This is a genomic window from Spirochaetota bacterium (assembly GCA_038043445.1).
GTDB lineage: Bacteria > Spirochaetota > Brachyspiria > Brachyspirales > JACRPF01 > JBBTBY01.
Window position 1 is genome coordinate 1 of sequence record JBBTBY010000130.1, and the last position, 15842, is coordinate 15842.

Genomic DNA, 15842 nt, shown 5'->3' on the forward strand with positions numbered 1-15842 from the left:
TTTTGAGCTTTTTCACTTTTTCTATCTTGTCTTCGGTCACATGCTCGCGCTTGAGGAAATGCCCCTTCGCTGCGCGTGAATTCGCCGGTACGCCTTTGAGATATCGTTCCGTAAGAAGCCCCTGCGCAAGGGGCGAGAAGACTATGCAGCCGACACCTTCGCGCCCGAGGAGTTCGAGAAGTCCATCCTCTATCCAGCGATTGAACATGGAGTACGACGGCTGATGGATGAGGCAGGGCGTCCCCATCTCGCGGAGTATCTGTATCGCGCGCGAGGCCTCCGGCGGTTTGTAATTGGAGATGCCCGCATAGAGCGCCTTGCCGCTTTTCACCGCGTGTGCAAGAGCACCCATCGATTCCTCGAGCGGCGTTTCAGGGTCGGGGCGATGATGATAGAAGATGTCGACATAATCGAGCCCGAGGCGTGAAAGGCTTTGATCGAGGCTGGCAAGGATATATTTTCGCGAACCCATATCCCCGTAGGGACCGTCCCACATGCTGTAGCCGGCTTTCGATGATATTATCATCTCATCGCGCAGTCCCTTCATCGTCTTCAGTATCTTCCCGAAATTCCGTTCGGCGCTCCCGGGGGGCGGGCCATAGTTGTTTGCAAGGTCGAAATGCGTGATGCCGATGTCGAACGCACGATAGATGATGCTTTTGCATACGTCCTCGTCGTTCTCATCGCCGAAATTCTGCCAGAGCCCGAGCGATATCGCCGGTATTTTCAGTCCGCTCTTTCCGACACGGTTGTACTTCATTGTCTGATAGCGGTCTTTGGCGGGTTTATACGGCATAGTGCAGCTCCTTGAGCGTGGGTATCATAGCAGAGCGACAGGATTTTAGCAACGGTGAGATCCATCGATGAGCATGAGGATACACCCCCGTTTTTACTTGAACAGAGACCCCGGTTTCGTTTTCGGCTTATCCCCGTCACTGAAAAGCCCATTGGGATTGATCGATGTCTTTTTCTCGGGGGCGGCGTCGCCCTTCGGAACGAAATAGTCGCACAGGTTCGCATGTTCCTTGTCGGCGATGAGTTCCGCGTTCGTTTCGCGGCAGTCGTTATGCACACCGCGTGCGTAGAACCGGCAGTTCTTGCATACGCGCATATCTCGGTCGCAGTGCGGACAGCTGTCCGTGCGCATCACCTTATCGGCGATGATGATCTCTTTCGTGCAATGCCAGCAATTCATTCTTCGTTCGCTCCTTCGATCTATTCGTGAACATGGGAGAGTGCGTCGCGTGCCGCATCCTGCTCGGCGTTCTTCTTGTTCGACCCTGCGCCGCGGCCGAATACCGTGCCCTGTATCGCGACCTCCACCGAGAACTGTTTGCGGTGTTCGGGGCCGATAGTGCTTGTCACCGTATACACCGGCGTTACCTTCTGTTTCTGCTGGACACGTTCCTGCAGTTCCGTCTTGAAGTCGACGGTGAGCCCTTTCCCGCCGAGGGCACTGAATTTTTCCCTGAATATCCTGAGCACGAAGGCCTGCGCGTTCGGAAAACCGCCGTCGAGATAGAGTGCGCCGATAAGAGCCTCGAGCGTGTTCTCGAGCGTGGCAAGCCGTTCGCGTCCGCCGGTGCGCTCTTCGCCGACGCCCAGGCGCAGATATTTCCCGAGCGAAAGCCCTGCCGCGATGTCGGCGAGCGTTTTATCGGATACGAGCACGCTTTTCATCTTCGCAAGTGCGCCCTCGGGGCGGTCGGGGAAGGTGCGGAAAAGATGGTCGCCGATGATGAGCCCGAGTACGGCGTCCCCGAGGAATTCGAGGCGTTCGTTGTCCATGCCGGCATTCGTCGTTTCGTTGGTGTACGACGTATGCGTCAATGCCTCGAGGAGATTGTTCCTGTCGGTGAAAACGATGCCGAGCGAACGTTCTATTTCATCAAGTGCCGGCGTATTATCGCTCATCCTACATCCCGAAGAGCTTGAGGATAACGGTAAGGAAATAATCGCCGATGAGTATGAGCATGAACGCCATGACCACGGAGAACGTGGTCGCTTTTCCGACGCCGTCGGCCCCGCCGCGGGTGCGGAAACCCACGAGGCAGGCGACGGTGATGATGAAGACGCCGAATACCACGGCTTTGATGAGGCTCCCCGCGATATCGCCGAGCGTGAGTATCATCGTTGAGCGTTCGAAGTAGCTCTGCGCGTTGATGTTGAGTATCGTGTAGGCGACGAAGCCGCCGCCGAGAATGCCCATGAGATCGGCAATGGCCGTGAGGAGCGGCATCGATATGACGCCCGCCCAGAAACGCGGTACGACGAGGTAGGCGACCGGATCGGTATTGAGCGTTTTGAGCGCATCGATCTGCTCGCTCACCTCCATGGTGCCTATCTCCGCCGCAATGGCGCTCCCGATACGCCCGGCGATGACGAGCGCGGTGAGCACCGGAGAAAGTTCCTTTATCATAGCCTTGGAAACCATGGCACCGACGAACTGCGAAATGCCCGCCATTTTCACCTCAAGCGCCATGCTTATCTGCAGCGCCATGACCATGCCGGTAAAGAACGATGTGATGATGCTCACGACGACCGACCCGACGCCGATGCGTACGATCTGCGACAGGGTGAGCTTGAAGGGGAATTTCCTCGTGAAGGTGAATCGCACCGTCTGGGCGATGAGGAGAACGAATTCCCCCGTGACGGCGAACACTATTTCCAATCGTGCGAATATCACTTTTGCAAATCGCATCATGCTACCTGAGCGATGTCACGGACAGGGGATCGATGGCCCTGCCGTCCTTGCGTATCTCGAAATGGACATGGCTTCCGGTGGAATATCCCGTGCTGCCGACATACCCGATAACCTTTCCGGCGGGAACGTTCGCGCCGTAGCCTGTGGCGAAAGCGCTCAAGTGGCCGTAGTACGATGAATACCCGCCGGGGTGCTGAATGATAACGACATTCCCGTACCCGGGCTTATCGCCGACGAACACCACCTGTCCTTCCTTCGCCGCAAAGACCGGCGCGCCTTCGTAATAGCCGAGGTCGATGCCTTTATGGAACGCCATCACCCTGGTGAAAGGGTCGCGGCGCATGCCGAAACCGCCGGTGAATTTGTAGTACGGTGGCAGCGGGCACATGAACAATATCCCGAGCCGCTCGGCACGCTCAAGATTGGACAACCGACCGCCGGGGATGAATAGCATATCGCCTTTCGATATCTCATCTGTGCGCATTTCATTCGCTTTCAATATTTCGCCCTTATCGGCGGTATATTTCTCGGCGATCGAAGCGAGCGTGTCCTTTTCCCGCGCGGTGTACATTATCCCGTTGCGGTTGGGGATGAGGAGCGTCATGCCCGCATGTATGCCCACGGCGCTGTTGAGCTTATTGATGCTGATAATGGTGTCCATGCGGAGTCCCGTACGCTTGGAGATGAGCCAGAGATTATCGCTCGGCATCACCTTGTAGCGGGAAAGCTTCAGCTTCGGCGCTTCATAGGTGAGCCCGCCGACCGAATAGAGCGATGATGCGCTCATGCCCGATGTTATCTGCCGGTAGAAATCGGAAACGAGCGGCGTTTCGTCGTTGCCGACGGCACCGAGCGAAAGCAGTTTCACGGTTATCACGGCGAGGAGCAGTATGGTGATCGTGGCGATGAGCGAAAGCGATGAGCGCAGCCGCTCTTTTTTTGCGAGGAGGAGCTGGAACGCGGGGAGGAGAATGCGTTCGGATGCCGTAAAGATCGCAAGAAAGCCCTTCGTTGCGCCGTGCACCACGCGCGTGCGTACGGTCATCCGCGGGAGTTCGCTAACCATTGTGTGTGATGTATCGTCCATGAAAGATCGGACGGCGGTATGCCGTCGCCTTGTAAAGTGATGGAAGTATACAGCGGGCTGTCTCTCCTGTCAAACTCGTTTACGCGAAAATAGAGAACAGCGGGTTGCAACCCGCTGTTCTCTATTTCTATGAGATAGTGATGCTTGCGAACCTGTTCCCTGTTGGAATATTGTGTTTTTCGCGAATATCTCTTTACGGCGTTTCAATTCAGTTTGATGATAACATCCACGCGGCGGTTCTTCTGTCTTCCGTCGGGCGTGCTGTTCTCTGCTATCGGCGCATCTTTGCCGTAGCCGCGGAACGACAGCTTATCGGTATTGAGCGCCTTCTTTATCGCTTCGGCGACGGTCTGTGCGCGGTTCTCAGAGAGCGTTCTGTTGTATTGCGAACTCCCCGTATTGTCCGTATGCCCTTCGACGATGATCTCGCGGTCGGGGTATCGCTCCTTAAGGACGTTCTGTATCGCATCGAGCGCACGCGAGGCGTCCGGCCGCAGGCGATAGGAATCGGTGTCGAAGAGAAGCTCGCCGAGACGGAGCACGATGCCCCGCTCATTGGTGGCGACCGTTACGCCGCTGTCCCTGGGGATGTTCTTTTCTATCGCCCGTTTCTCCTCTTCCTGCGCAGCCCCGTCGAAACGGTCGTAGACGCGGTAGAAGCTCCGTATGTTCATCTTGTATTCCATGCTCTGATAGCCCGAACGCAGGTCTCCCATGACGAACATGATGCGATAGGATTCATCGGACTCCATCGGCAGATTGCGGTCGAGGTCCCATCGGAGCGTAGTGTAGTCGAAGCCGTATATCTTCGCCGGATAATTCGCCGGGAAGCGCTTCTGCGTGAGGTCCTTGTCGATGGTGTAGCGGTAGTCGATAGTGCCGACATTCGTCCCGTTCTCGCGCTCGGTGGCGCTGAAAAAATAATCCACGCTCACGTTCATGGCGAGATACGGCTCAAGGAGTATGTCCTGTGCGGCCTCCGTCCATGATGAACCGACCGTAACGTCCTCATCGGGGAACGCAGGTACATCGCGCACATTGGGCATGACATATTCTTTCGGAACCGTGAATTGCCCGGTGGGGGAGATGAGAAAGTCGGAAAAGTAGCGTGCGTCGAGCGTGAAAACGCTTTGCTTCTCCTTGCGGCGGAACACCGAGAAGGCGCCCTTGAATTTCCCGCCTTCAGGGGTGCGCGCGTAACAGGTGAGATCGATGATGTTCCGTTCTTCGTAGCGCTCTTTGAATTTGGAATTGATGAACACTTCCACGTCGGCGGTCTTGACGACCTCAAGCCGCTTGCCCGCGGGGACATCCCAGCGGAGCTTGTAGCCGAATGCCGCGGAGCATGCGATGCCGAATAAAATGATCATGAGAATGGAGCGCTTCATACGGCACCTCGCTTATCGCTTCATAGTATAACCAATAGGTGAAAAAACAAGGGATGCGCGGAAGCTCGCGTACGCGCTAGAGCACGCGGCATTCCCGTATCACATCGGCGTAGAATTTAGCGGAGAGTTTCGGCGTACGCTTCATCGTCTCGTAATTGACGCGCACGATACCGAATCGCCTGGAGTAGCCGAACGACCATTCGAAATTATCCATGAGCGACCAGACGAAATAGCCGCGGAGATTGAGCCCCTCGTTGACGGCCTTCGATAATTCCTCAAGATGCATGCGCAGGTATTCCACGCGGCCGACATCGAGGACTTCGCCGTTCGCCGTCTCGCTGTCATTCGCGGCCATGCCGTTCTCGGTGATGAACACGCTTATGTCCCCGAAATGTTCCTTCGTATGGCGCAGCGTGTGATACATCGCACGCGGGGTTATCGCCCACCAGTCGCCCATGACCGTGCGCGGAAAGTCGTTGGGGAAAGCTACCACTTCGAATCCCGCGTCGTTATCCGCATGACGGACGGCGCTCCCGGTGTAGATATTGTAGCCGATGAGATCCGTGGGAGTTCCGATGATCTTCATCTCTTCTGGCGTGAAGTCAGGGGCGTCGGCACCGCATTGCTTGATGAACGCCTCGCGGTATGTGCCCTCGAATATCGGGAATAGGCGCTGGAGATTCAAGGCTGCGAACGCTTTCGATGCGGCGATGTCGTTCGCCTCGGTGCGGTACACCGGCCAGGGAGCGGCAAGATTCTCGACAAGACCGACCATGATCCGCGACTTCGCGTTCGATCGCAGCGCGTTCACCGCAAGGCCGTGTCCGTAGAGTGCATTGTGCACGCTCTGATTGACGACTTTCGGCGACTCATGCCCTCCCGGCGCGTGGCGGTCATCGCGGTAGGCCATTATCGTGAAGCACATGATCTCGTTTATCGTCATCCAGTTCTTCACGCGGTCGGAGTATTTCTGCGCGCATACGGCCGCATAGTCGGCGAAGCGCTTGGATACTTCCTTGCTCCGCCAGCCGCCGTATGTGTCCTCGAGCGCTTGCGGGAGGTCCCAATGAAAAAGCGTGATGTACGGCGTGATGTTCGCCTTAAGGAGCTCATCGATGAGACGGTCATAGAATTCGACGCCTTTCCTGTTCACTTCGCCTTCGCCCGTCGGCAAGATGCGCGGCCAGGCGATGGAGAAGCGGTATGCGTTCACATTGAGCGACTTGAGCAGAGCGACATCTTCTTTGTAGCGGTGATAATGGTCACAGGCCATGCGCCCGCTCGCATTGTCGACGACCTTCCCCGAGCGTTCGCAGAACGTATCCCACGTGCTTTTGCCGCGGCCGTCCTCGTCAGTTGCGCCTTCGACCTGGAATGCCGCTGTCGCTGCGCCCCAGACAAAATCTTTCGGGAAAGTATAATCGAACATGGATGCTCCTCTATTCGTGCGGGTTCCCGATGCGTACGGGCTATTGCTTTTTCTGTTTGATGTACGCGTCCATCGACGTCGCCGCATCCTTGCCGTCGCCGATGGCGAGTATCACCGTCGCTGCGCCGCGGGAAATATCGCCGCCGGCGAACACGCCCGGCATTGCCGTCATGTGTTTCTCATCGACGATGATATTGCCCCATTTGTTGGTCTGTATCTCTGGTGTCGATCTCGCGATGAGCGGATTGGGATTATTGCCGATGGCCACGACCACGCCGTCCACTTCGAACGTCTCGTACGAGCCTTCCACAGGGACGGGTTTGCGTCTGCCCTTTTCGTCCGGTTCGCCGAGCACCATCTCCTGCGTTTTGATGCCGCCGACGAAGCCGTTCCCGTTGTCGACGATGGCGATAGGTGCGCGGAGGAGCTTGAAGATGACGCCTTCTTCTTTCGCGTGATGCACTTCCTCGACGCGTGCGGGCATTTCCACCTCGGTGCGCCGATAGATGCAGTATACCGCCTCTGCCCCGAGACGAAGCGCCGTTCGGCAGGCGTCCATCGCCACATTGCCGCCGCCGAGTACCGCCATGCGCTTGTGACGTATGACCGGTGTGTCCGCTTCCGGGAAAAGGTATGCGGACATGAGATTCACCCGGGTGAGATATTCATTCGCAGAATAGACGCCGTTCAGGTTCTCGCCGTCGATGCTGAGGAATTGCGGGAGCCCGGCGCCCGTGCCGACGAAGAGGGCATCGTGCTTCGCAAGGAGCTCTTCCATTGATATCACAAGCCCGACGGGTGTGTTCGTTCTAAAGACAACGCCGAGCTTTTTCAGGTTCTCCACCTCGTAGTCGACGGTGTCATTGGATAAACGGAATTCAGGGATGCCGTACACAAGCACGCCGCCGATCTGGTGGAGCGCTTCATAGACGATAACATCGTACCCCATGCGTATGAGGTCGCCTGCGCAGGCTATGCCGGCAGGGCCGCCGCCGACGATACCGACGGAATGGCCGTTCTTCGGAACGCTCACCGGCTCCGGCAGTGCACGCATCTTTCGCTCGAAGTCCGCGGCGAACATCTCAAGCTTGCCGATGGACACGGGCTCGAATTTCTTCGAGAGTACGCAGGGCGTTTCGCATTGCGTTTCCTGCGGGCAGACACGGCCGCATACCGCGGGGAGCGAATTCGTTTCCTTGAGCTTTTTCGCTGCGTCGAGGAATTTCCTGTTCCTGATGAGATCGATGAACTCCGGGATGAGTACGCGCGCGGGACAGCCGGCCTTGCAGGGGGCGTTCTTGCACTGGAGGCAGCGCGATGCCTCCAGGACGGCCGTCTCTTCGTCAAAGCCGAAGAGCACTTCGTCAAAATTCTTCACCCGGTCGGCAGGTTTCTGCTCCGGCATATGCTGGCGGGGAATGCTTCCCGGTTTGACTTTTACGTCGCTCATACGCTTCCTTTTTCTCAGAACGAGCCCTGGCAGTGCTCAATTCAGACGTTCATATGATATAAAGACAGTGTATAATAAGCCATTTTCCCGATTTCGCAATGCATAATCCGTTGGAAAAATTGCATTTTCCTGCTGGCCCCTGTATACTGCCCATCCATTCTCAAAAGAGGCCCACCCTATGGATGCACGGATACAAAAGCGTATAGATTCCTGGCTTACCGGGCCGTATGATGATGCGACGAAGGATGCGATACGTTCGCTCCTGAAGGCGGGCGATGAAGTATCACTCGCCGATGCTTTCTACACGGACCTGGATTTCGGTACCGGCGGGCTTCGCGGCATTATCGGGGTCGGTACGAATCGCATGAACCGGTATACGGTGGGGAAGGCTACCCAGGGGCTTGCCAATTACATCATGAAGGCGAATGCCGTCGGTCGACCGGTGGCGGTGGCATACGATTCGCGCAACGGCTCGAAGGAATTCGCCATGGAGGCCGCCGAGATATTCTCATCCAACGGCATACCGGTGTATCTCTTTACCGGGATGAGGCCCACACCGGAACTGTCGTATGCGGTGCGCAGGCTCAAATGCATTTCCGGCGTCGTGATAACGGCGAGCCATAATCCGAAAGAATACAACGGCTATAAGGCGTATTGGGAGACCGGCGGACAGGTGATACCCCCGCATGATAAGGCTATTATTGGTGAAGTAAACAAGGTTTCCGATACCGGCGTGAAACGCGGCGATACGAGCCGCATCACGATGATAGACAAGGAGATAGACGAGCCCTATCTCAATGACGTGAAAAGTCTTTCGATAAACCCCGGCATCATCGCGAAATTCGCGGATACGAAGATAGTCTACACGCCGCTGCATGGCGCAGGGGCAATGCTCGTGCCGCGCTCGCTCGCGAACTACGGCTTTACCAGCGTCCATCCGGTTGAAGCGCAGATGACGGAGGACGGGAATTTCTCCACGGTGCCGTCGCCCAATCCCGAGGAGCCGTCGGCGCTCAAGCTCGGTATCGAAAAAGCGAAAGCGATAGGCGCTGAGCTCGTCATCGCCACCGACCCGGACTGCGACCGCGTGGGTGCGGCGATACGCCTTGCCGATGGCACGTATGAGCTCCTTTCCGGCAATCAGATCGGGTCGCTTATCGCGCATTACATCCTTACATCGAAAAAGGAGAGCGGTACGCTGCCGAAGAACGGCTTTATCGTGAAAACGATCGTGACCACCGAGCTTGCAGCAGCCATAGCGAAGGATTTCGGCGTAGAATGCATCGATGTCCTTACCGGGTTCAAATGGATAGCGGACTGCATCGAGCAGCGGAAAGGCAAGAAGTTCCTCTTCGGCTTCGAGGAGAGTTATGGATATCTTGCCGGCGATTTCGTCCGCGATAAGGACGGCGTCGTGGCAAGTTCGCTCCTTGCCGAGCTCCTTGTCTATGCAAAATCGAAGGGAATGACGCTTGTGGACTACCTGAACGCGATGTACGCGAAATACGGCTATTTCTACGCCGAAGGCATTTCGGTGACGAAAAAAGGTGCGAACGGACAGGAAGAGATCAAGGCCATAATGGCGGGATTTCGGGCAGATCAGCCGGAAATGATAGGAAAGAACGCGGTGACGCGATGTATTGACTATAAAACGCTTACGGCGTATACTCACGGCGTCGTATCGGGAACGGTAGCATTGCCGTCGTCGGACGTGCTTCAGTATTTCCTGGATGACGGCAGCAAGATAACGGTGCGCCCGTCGGGGACGGAGCCGAAGATAAAGTTCTATTTTGAGGTCATTGTGGACGTCGCAAAAGATGCGCGGGATACGGCACGGGCGAAAGTACGCGCTTTTGCCGATGCCATCGTCGGTGCGACGGGTAAGTGATAGGGACGTTCAAGGAAGCGCATGAGCATTAAACGCGTCAGTAAGGGCAGGATAAAACGCACGACCGGTAAAAGCGTCCGCTCATCCTACGAACTCACGAAGATGCGCCGCCAGTTGAAGCGTAAGAACCGCGGTTTCAGCATCATCCGCAATCTTGCCGATTTCCTCCATACGCTTGAACCCAATCAGAACGAGATACTCGATGTCATGATGATACGCTTCGCCATAGAGGCGGTGTCCGCCGACCGCGGATCGCTCCTCGTCATGGATAAGTCGAAGAACAAGCTCTATTATAAATATACGTTCACCTACAAGGATGGCCGGCTGGACCTGGCGAGCCACAGCAGCAAGCTCATTGGCGTCGAATATGCGCCGGGGGAGAGCCTCGCCGGTGTGAGCTATGAAGGCAAGGAGATCCTCGTTGTAAAGGACGTTGAAAAAGACGAGCGATACAGCACCAAGGTGGACCGCATACTGCGTGCCAGGGCGCGTTCGGTCATCTGCATACCGCTCATGGTGCAGGAAGAAGTGGTGAACGTCATCGAGCTCGCGCGCTACGACGGCGGGCGGCCGTTCGATCATGACGATATCGAGACGCTCAAGATAATCACGAACTTCACCGCGACGACGATGGACCGGCTCACGCTCTTCGTATGGGCCATTACCGACAGCCTCACCAAGATATCGAACATACATTATTTCATGAAGATATTCGAGAGCGAAGTGAAGCGGTCGAAACGGTATAATACCAATTTCTCGCTCATACTGCTCGATATCGATAATTTCAAGGATGTGAACGACACGCACGGCCACCAGGAAGGCGATCACGCCCTCTCGCGGCTTTCGCGCATCCTCGTTTCCTGCACCCGCGACGATATCGATCTGCCCGCCCGCTACGGCGGCGATGAGTTCGTGATACTGCTCCCCTCGACGACGAAGACGGATGCGAAGTACGTCGCCCAGAAGATACTCCAGGAAGTGAACGCGGAGAACCAGAAGCCGGAGAACAGCGCCATCCCGTTCACCGTGAGCATCGGCATTTCGACGTTCCCCGAGGATGGGGATACATCGACGACGCTTTTCGAATCCGCTGACAAAGCGCTTTACAAATCTAAGAATGCCGGGAAGAATACGTACAGCACGCTGACCTGATGAGCTCGATACCGGACATGCATGGATGCCTATGGAACTAGAAGACGCCGCACACAAGATACTATCCGCTGTCGGGGAAGATCCGGAACGCGAAGGTCTCCGGCGGACGCCCGCGCGTTTTTCAGAAAGCATACAATATCTGACGAGCGGGTATCGCGGTTCCATCGACGATATACTCAAGGGCGCCGTGTTCAAAGAGGACACGCGCGATATGGTCATCGTGAAGGATATAGAGTTCTACAGCCTCTGTGAACATCATATCATCCCGTTCTTCGGCATCTGCCATATCGGCTACATACCGGACGGCAAGGTGCTCGGCCTCTCGAAATTCGCACGCGTCGTCGAGCTTTTTTCGCGGCGGCTGCAGCTGCAGGAGCGGCTCACCCATGAGATAGCGGAGGCGCTCATGAAGTCGTTGAAGCCCCTTGGCATCGGCGTCATCATCGAAGCGAAGCATCTATGCATGATGATGCGCGGGGTGGAGAAACAGGGGTCCGAGCTTGTGACAAGCGTCATGCTCGGCTGCTTCCGGCGCAACTCGAACACGCGCAATGAGTTCCTCAGACTGATAGGCAAATAAGCGCGCTGCCGCGTATTGCGGATGAAGGTCCGATGAAGAATGGATATCGATATGTGTTCCTCGGCGCATTGTTCGCGTTCTCGGTGCATATCTTCGGTGTGCCTGTTCTCGACAAGGCGTACGTGAGCGATATTGCTGCGACGGCTGCGAAGCGGTACGGGTATGACGGGAAGCGCGATCTTATCATCGTGGATGTCGAATCGCAGAGGCTTTTTCTCATCAAGAACGGCCGCATCATGACCAATTACGGCATTTCATCGTCGCGATACGGTGAAGGCGCGCGGAAGCTGAGCTACAGAACACCGCTCGGTTTTCACAAGGTGTACGATAAGGCCGGCGCGCACGCGAAAGTGGGGATGATATTCGAATGGTGCAAGGCAACGGGGCGCATATCGCCGATCTTTACCGATGCTGTTGACAAGGACATCGACCCGGTGCTGACGCGCATACTCGTGCTCGACGGACTTGAGCCCGGGGTGAACAAGGGCGGCGATGTTGACTCGCGCTCGCGGGGCATCTATATACACGGCACGCATGAAGAGGGGCTTATCGGGCGCAAGGCCTCGCACGGGTGCATACGGATGCGTAATGCGGATGTGATCGCGCTTTTCAATGCCGTCCCGATCGGGACCATCGTATACATGCGGTAAGGGGCCGTATCCCGGCCGATCCGGAAGTGCTCCTGCCGGCGAACGAATTCAGTCGATGCTCGCCTGCTCGCCCGTCTTGATCACCTCAAAAAGTTCCGTATTGGTGGCGGCTGCCATTATCCGGTCTTCGATGATCTCGCTGTTGCTCATCAATTGCGCGATGCGGGCCTGTATCTTCTGGTGAATGCGCGGCTGTCCGGCCGGCGTTATCATCACGAACATGAGATGTATCCGCTCGGTGCCGCTGCGCGCGAGCGGTATCCCTTTTTCGCTCCTGAGTATGAAGAGGCTTGCCGCGTTCACTTCAAGACGCGCATGGGGTATTGCCACGCCGTGCCCGAGATAGGTGCTTGCGACACGTTCACGATCGGCGATGCCGCGGACGATGGCCGCGCCCGGTGCCGGAAGATCCTGCTCCGGGATGCGCATGAATGCGGTGCGCACCGCATCGACGATGGAAAGACCTTCAATATGCAGGATGATGCGCTGCGGAGTGAGCACCTCGGAAAGATACACCGGCGGGTCGTTCTCGAATTCATCGGTGATGGTCCCGACGATCTCCTCAAGTATATCCTCCAGCGTGATGATGCCTGCAAATGCGCCGTCGCGCGTCACCATCATCATGTGCAGGCGGCTTCGCTGCATGTCCGAGAGCACCTGCTCAAGCGGGGTAGTATCGGCCACCGCACGAAGCGACTTCAGCAGCTCGGTGAGCTCGGCTTTCTGGTCGGGCTGCCGTTCCTCGGCGAATATCGATTTGATATGGACGAATCCGGATGGGAGCGTTTTTCCGCGCTCAATGAACGGGTAGCGGGAATGGCGGTCCTTACGAACACGCTCGATGACATCGGACCACAGCATATCATCGCTGAGCGAACTGATGAGCGAGACATGCTTCATCGCATCCTTGGCCTTGAGGTCGGCAAGATCGAATATGTTCTCCATGAAAAGCAGACGGCGAAAGCTCATGATGCCGCTCGTCTGGCTCTGCTCGAGGATTATGCGCAGTTCGTCCTCGGAGACCTTCTCATGTGTGGGCATATCGCCGACACCGATGGCGCGGAGTATCGCGTGGGAGCATGCGTTGAGGAGCCACAGCGGGGCATAGAAAAGCATCCTCGACCAGCGGAGCGGAAGCGCGGTGAATATCGCCATGGTGTCAGCGCGGCGTATGGCGAAGAGCTTCGGGACCTGCTCGCCGATAAGGATATGGATGAAACTTACCATGATGACCGACGCGACGGTCGCGATGACATGGCTTATCACCTCATTGCCGTGCAGCTGCGGGAGTATCAGCTTGACCGCCATGCTCTCACCGACAAAACCGAGGGCGATCGATGCGAAGGTTATGCCGACCTGACATACCGAGAGGAATTCATCCATATTGGCGTGTATATGCTGGGCATTGCGGGCGCCCTTTACGCCGAGGTCGACCATTTCTTCTATCTGCGAACTGCGTATGCGTACCGCAGCGAATTCGGCAAGAACATAGAAGGCGTTCATCCCGAGAAGCAGCAGAAAACCGATGATATAAAGCGTTATTTCCATGGCTGGCAGTGACTTGCCTTCGATAGTACATGAAAATCGGGGAGAGCACAAGCGATGCGGCGGACACGGATATCGACGGCGCATCACCAAAAGAACGGACATCGTTGTTGAAATATATCCTTCGATGTGATACAATCTTTCGCACATTACGCCATTGGAGGCATCGATGGATTATTTCCTATCTGACGTCAATCTTGAGGTCAAAAATCTGGCACGCGAGATCGCTGAGAACGAAATACGCCCGGTACGCGCGAAATTCGACGAAGAAGAGCATTTCCCCTGGGAGATCGTCGCAAAGCTCCGCGAGGCCGGTCTGTTCGGCATTTACATCCCCGCTGAATACGGCGGCATGACCGAAGGCACGGACAAAGGCATCACGAACCTTGTCCTTGCAACCGAAGAAATGTCGAAGGTCTGCGGCGGCATATCGCTGTGCCTTGCCGCTACCGCGCTCGGTACGCTCCCTATCCTTGTGGGCGCGACACCGGAACAGAAGAAGAAATATCTCCCTAAGATCGCAAGCGGTGAGCACCTCGCTGCGTTCGGTCTTACCGAGCCGGACGCCGGTTCGGATGCAGGCGCCATGAAGACCAATGCGGTCAAGAAGGGCGCGAAATATGTGTTGAACGGCACGAAGCAGTTCATCACCAATGCCGGCGAGGCTGAGATCTACACCGTCATGGCCGTGACCGACAAGGCGCGCGGTTCGCGCGGTGTTTCCTGCTTCATCGTCGAAAAGGGCACGCCGGGGTTCACGTTCGGCCCGCACGAGAAGAAAATGGGCATACGCGCATCCGCTACACGCCAGCTCATATTCGACAATTGCGAGATCCCGGTGGACAACATCGTCGGCGGCAAGGAAGGCATGGGTTTCATCCACGCGCTTGAGACGCTCAACTATTCACGCCCCGGCGTCGCGTCGCAGGCCCTCGGCATAGCACAGGGTTCTATCAATGAGATCATTCCGTATGCGCACGAACGAAAACAGTTCGGCCAGTCGATCACGAGCTTTCAGGCGATACAGCATATGCTCGCCAACATGCAGAGCCAGGTCGAAGCCGTCCGCGCGCTCCTGTACAGCACGTCGAAGTGGATAGACGCAGGCGCCAAGAAGTTCAGCAAGGAAAGCGCGATGTGCAAACTTCTCGCATCCGAGGCTGCAATGTCGGTGACCACGGATGCGGTGCAGATCGCAGGCGGTTACGGCTACACCCGCGAATATCCGTTCGAAAAATTCATGCGCGATGCGAAGATCACGCAGCTCTATGAAGGTACGAGCCAGATACAGCGCAATGAGATCGCGGCGGGCATCATCCGCGATGTGGTTGCGGGTAAGAATATCGGTTAGGGACTGACACGATCATCGAAGAGGCGCGGGTTCCGCAAGGGCTCGCGCTTTTTTTTTCGCCCTCCATGGCGAAGCGCGTGCCTCGCACCTCGTGTGCTACGGCTCGCGCTTTTTTTTGCCCTCCGTGGCGCCGCGTTGGATCATCGGTATAAAGTGCCATATCTGCATAGAAGCCGCAGCATGAGCACATTCAATATCCAGTCCATGATACATGGAACGACATGCAACCATTCGAAAGGGTATTCGACTTTCGGAATGGGAAGGTATTTTTCACCGGATCCCGTGTCTCTATCGGCGGCAACAACGGACGATGCCGCTTTCGCGGGAACATTGTCGAGCATGACCTTCTCATACGCTGCACGGATAGCAGCAAGGAGCCGCGAGCAGATGCTCCGCACCGTGCCCGCCGGTCTCTCCACCGCCAGAGCGATCTCAGACGATGAATATCCGTCGGAATAGAGCTGCAAGATGTACCGATGATCGATAGGGAGCGCATTGATCACGGCTTGTGCCGCTTTAAGGCCTGGATTCCCGGCAAACGAACTATTCCCTCTCACCGAAATATCTCCGACCAGAGAATAACCGATATTCCTGCTCGAAGGAGTTCTATTCCCGTTC

Annotated in this window: 15 protein-coding genes; 5 read left to right on the forward strand and 10 right to left on the reverse strand. The window is 56.4% G+C overall.

Features of this window, described 5'->3' with window-relative positions:
* From AABZ39_17210 to gltA, 8 genes are all read right to left on the reverse strand, one after another.
* Nucleotides 1-796: aldo/keto reductase (locus AABZ39_17210; protein MEK6796520.1), on the reverse strand; the 796-nt coding region annotated here is incomplete at its 3' end.
* A gap of 93 nt (nt 797-889) precedes the next feature.
* Nucleotides 890-1195 (reverse strand): hypothetical protein, encoded by a 306-nt coding sequence (locus AABZ39_17215; GenBank protein MEK6796521.1) that lies wholly within the window; start codon nt 1193-1195, stop codon nt 890-892.
* Nucleotides 1196-1215: 20 nt separating this feature from the next.
* Nucleotides 1216-1914 carry a ribonuclease III gene (rnc, locus tag AABZ39_17220; protein MEK6796522.1) on the reverse strand — a complete coding sequence of 233 codons (699 nt, stop codon included), beginning with the start codon at nt 1912-1914 and terminating at the stop codon, nt 1216-1218.
* A 1-nt stretch (nt 1915) separates the two neighbouring features.
* Nucleotides 1916-2704 carry an ABC transporter permease gene (locus AABZ39_17225; protein ID MEK6796523.1) on the reverse strand — a complete coding sequence of 263 codons (789 nt, stop codon included), beginning with the start codon at nt 2702-2704 and terminating at the stop codon, nt 1916-1918.
* Between the two features lies 1 nt (nt 2705).
* On the reverse strand, nt 2706-3791 hold the full coding sequence (locus tag AABZ39_17230; GenBank protein MEK6796524.1) for a peptidoglycan DD-metalloendopeptidase family protein: 1086 nt from the start codon (nt 3789-3791) through the stop codon (nt 2706-2708).
* A gap of 203 nt (nt 3792-3994) precedes the next feature.
* The gene (locus tag AABZ39_17235; GenBank protein MEK6796525.1) at nt 3995-5179 is read right to left on the reverse strand and encodes an OmpA family protein; all 1185 of its coding nucleotides are present in this window, start codon (nt 5177-5179) and stop codon (nt 3995-3997) included.
* Nucleotides 5180-5255: 76 nt separating this feature from the next.
* Complete coding sequence (locus AABZ39_17240; GenBank protein ID MEK6796526.1) at nt 5256-6608, reverse strand: GH1 family beta-glucosidase; 1353 nt, start codon at nt 6606-6608, stop codon at nt 5256-5258.
* A gap of 40 nt (nt 6609-6648) precedes the next feature.
* Nucleotides 6649-8058: an NADPH-dependent glutamate synthase gene (gene gltA, locus AABZ39_17245; protein ID MEK6796527.1), complete on the reverse strand. Its 1410-nt coding sequence runs from the start codon at nt 8056-8058 to the stop codon at nt 6649-6651.
* A gap of 178 nt (nt 8059-8236) precedes the next feature.
* Here gltA and AABZ39_17250 point away from each other — a divergent pair, with 178 nt between their 5' ends.
* From AABZ39_17250 to AABZ39_17265, 4 genes are read left to right on the forward strand one after another with little or no spacing between them, the layout of a single operon-like run.
* Nucleotides 8237-9946, forward strand: coding sequence for a phospho-sugar mutase (locus AABZ39_17250; GenBank protein MEK6796528.1), 1710 nt, complete (start codon nt 8237-8239; stop codon nt 9944-9946).
* 21 nt (nt 9947-9967) lie between these two features.
* Nucleotides 9968-11098, forward strand: a complete 1131-nt coding sequence (locus AABZ39_17255; GenBank protein MEK6796529.1) for a sensor domain-containing diguanylate cyclase — start codon at nt 9968-9970, stop codon at nt 11096-11098.
* A 25-nt stretch (nt 11099-11123) separates the two neighbouring features.
* Complete coding sequence (gene folE, locus AABZ39_17260) at nt 11124-11678, forward strand: GTP cyclohydrolase I FolE (protein MEK6796530.1); 555 nt, start codon at nt 11124-11126, stop codon at nt 11676-11678.
* Nucleotides 11679-11710: 32 nt separating this feature from the next.
* Nucleotides 11711-12328, forward strand: a complete 618-nt coding sequence (locus tag AABZ39_17265) for a L,D-transpeptidase (GenBank protein ID MEK6796531.1) — start codon at nt 11711-11713, stop codon at nt 12326-12328.
* Nucleotides 12329-12376: 48 nt separating this feature from the next.
* Here the strand turns inward: AABZ39_17265 and AABZ39_17270 are convergent, their stop codons facing one another.
* Nucleotides 12377-13876 (reverse strand): CNNM domain-containing protein, encoded by a 1500-nt coding sequence (locus tag AABZ39_17270; GenBank protein ID MEK6796532.1) that lies wholly within the window; start codon nt 13874-13876, stop codon nt 12377-12379.
* Between the two features lie 166 nt (nt 13877-14042).
* On the opposite strand from AABZ39_17270, the gene AABZ39_17275 reads away from it, so the two are divergent.
* Entirely contained in the window at nt 14043-15224 is a 1182-nt protein-coding gene (locus tag AABZ39_17275; GenBank protein MEK6796533.1) for an acyl-CoA dehydrogenase family protein, read from the forward strand.
* A gap of 140 nt (nt 15225-15364) precedes the next feature.
* On the opposite strand, the gene AABZ39_17280 is transcribed toward AABZ39_17275, so the two are convergent.
* A partial coding sequence (locus AABZ39_17280) for a hypothetical protein (GenBank protein ID MEK6796534.1) occupies nt 15365-15842 on the reverse strand: 478 nt, incomplete at its 5' end.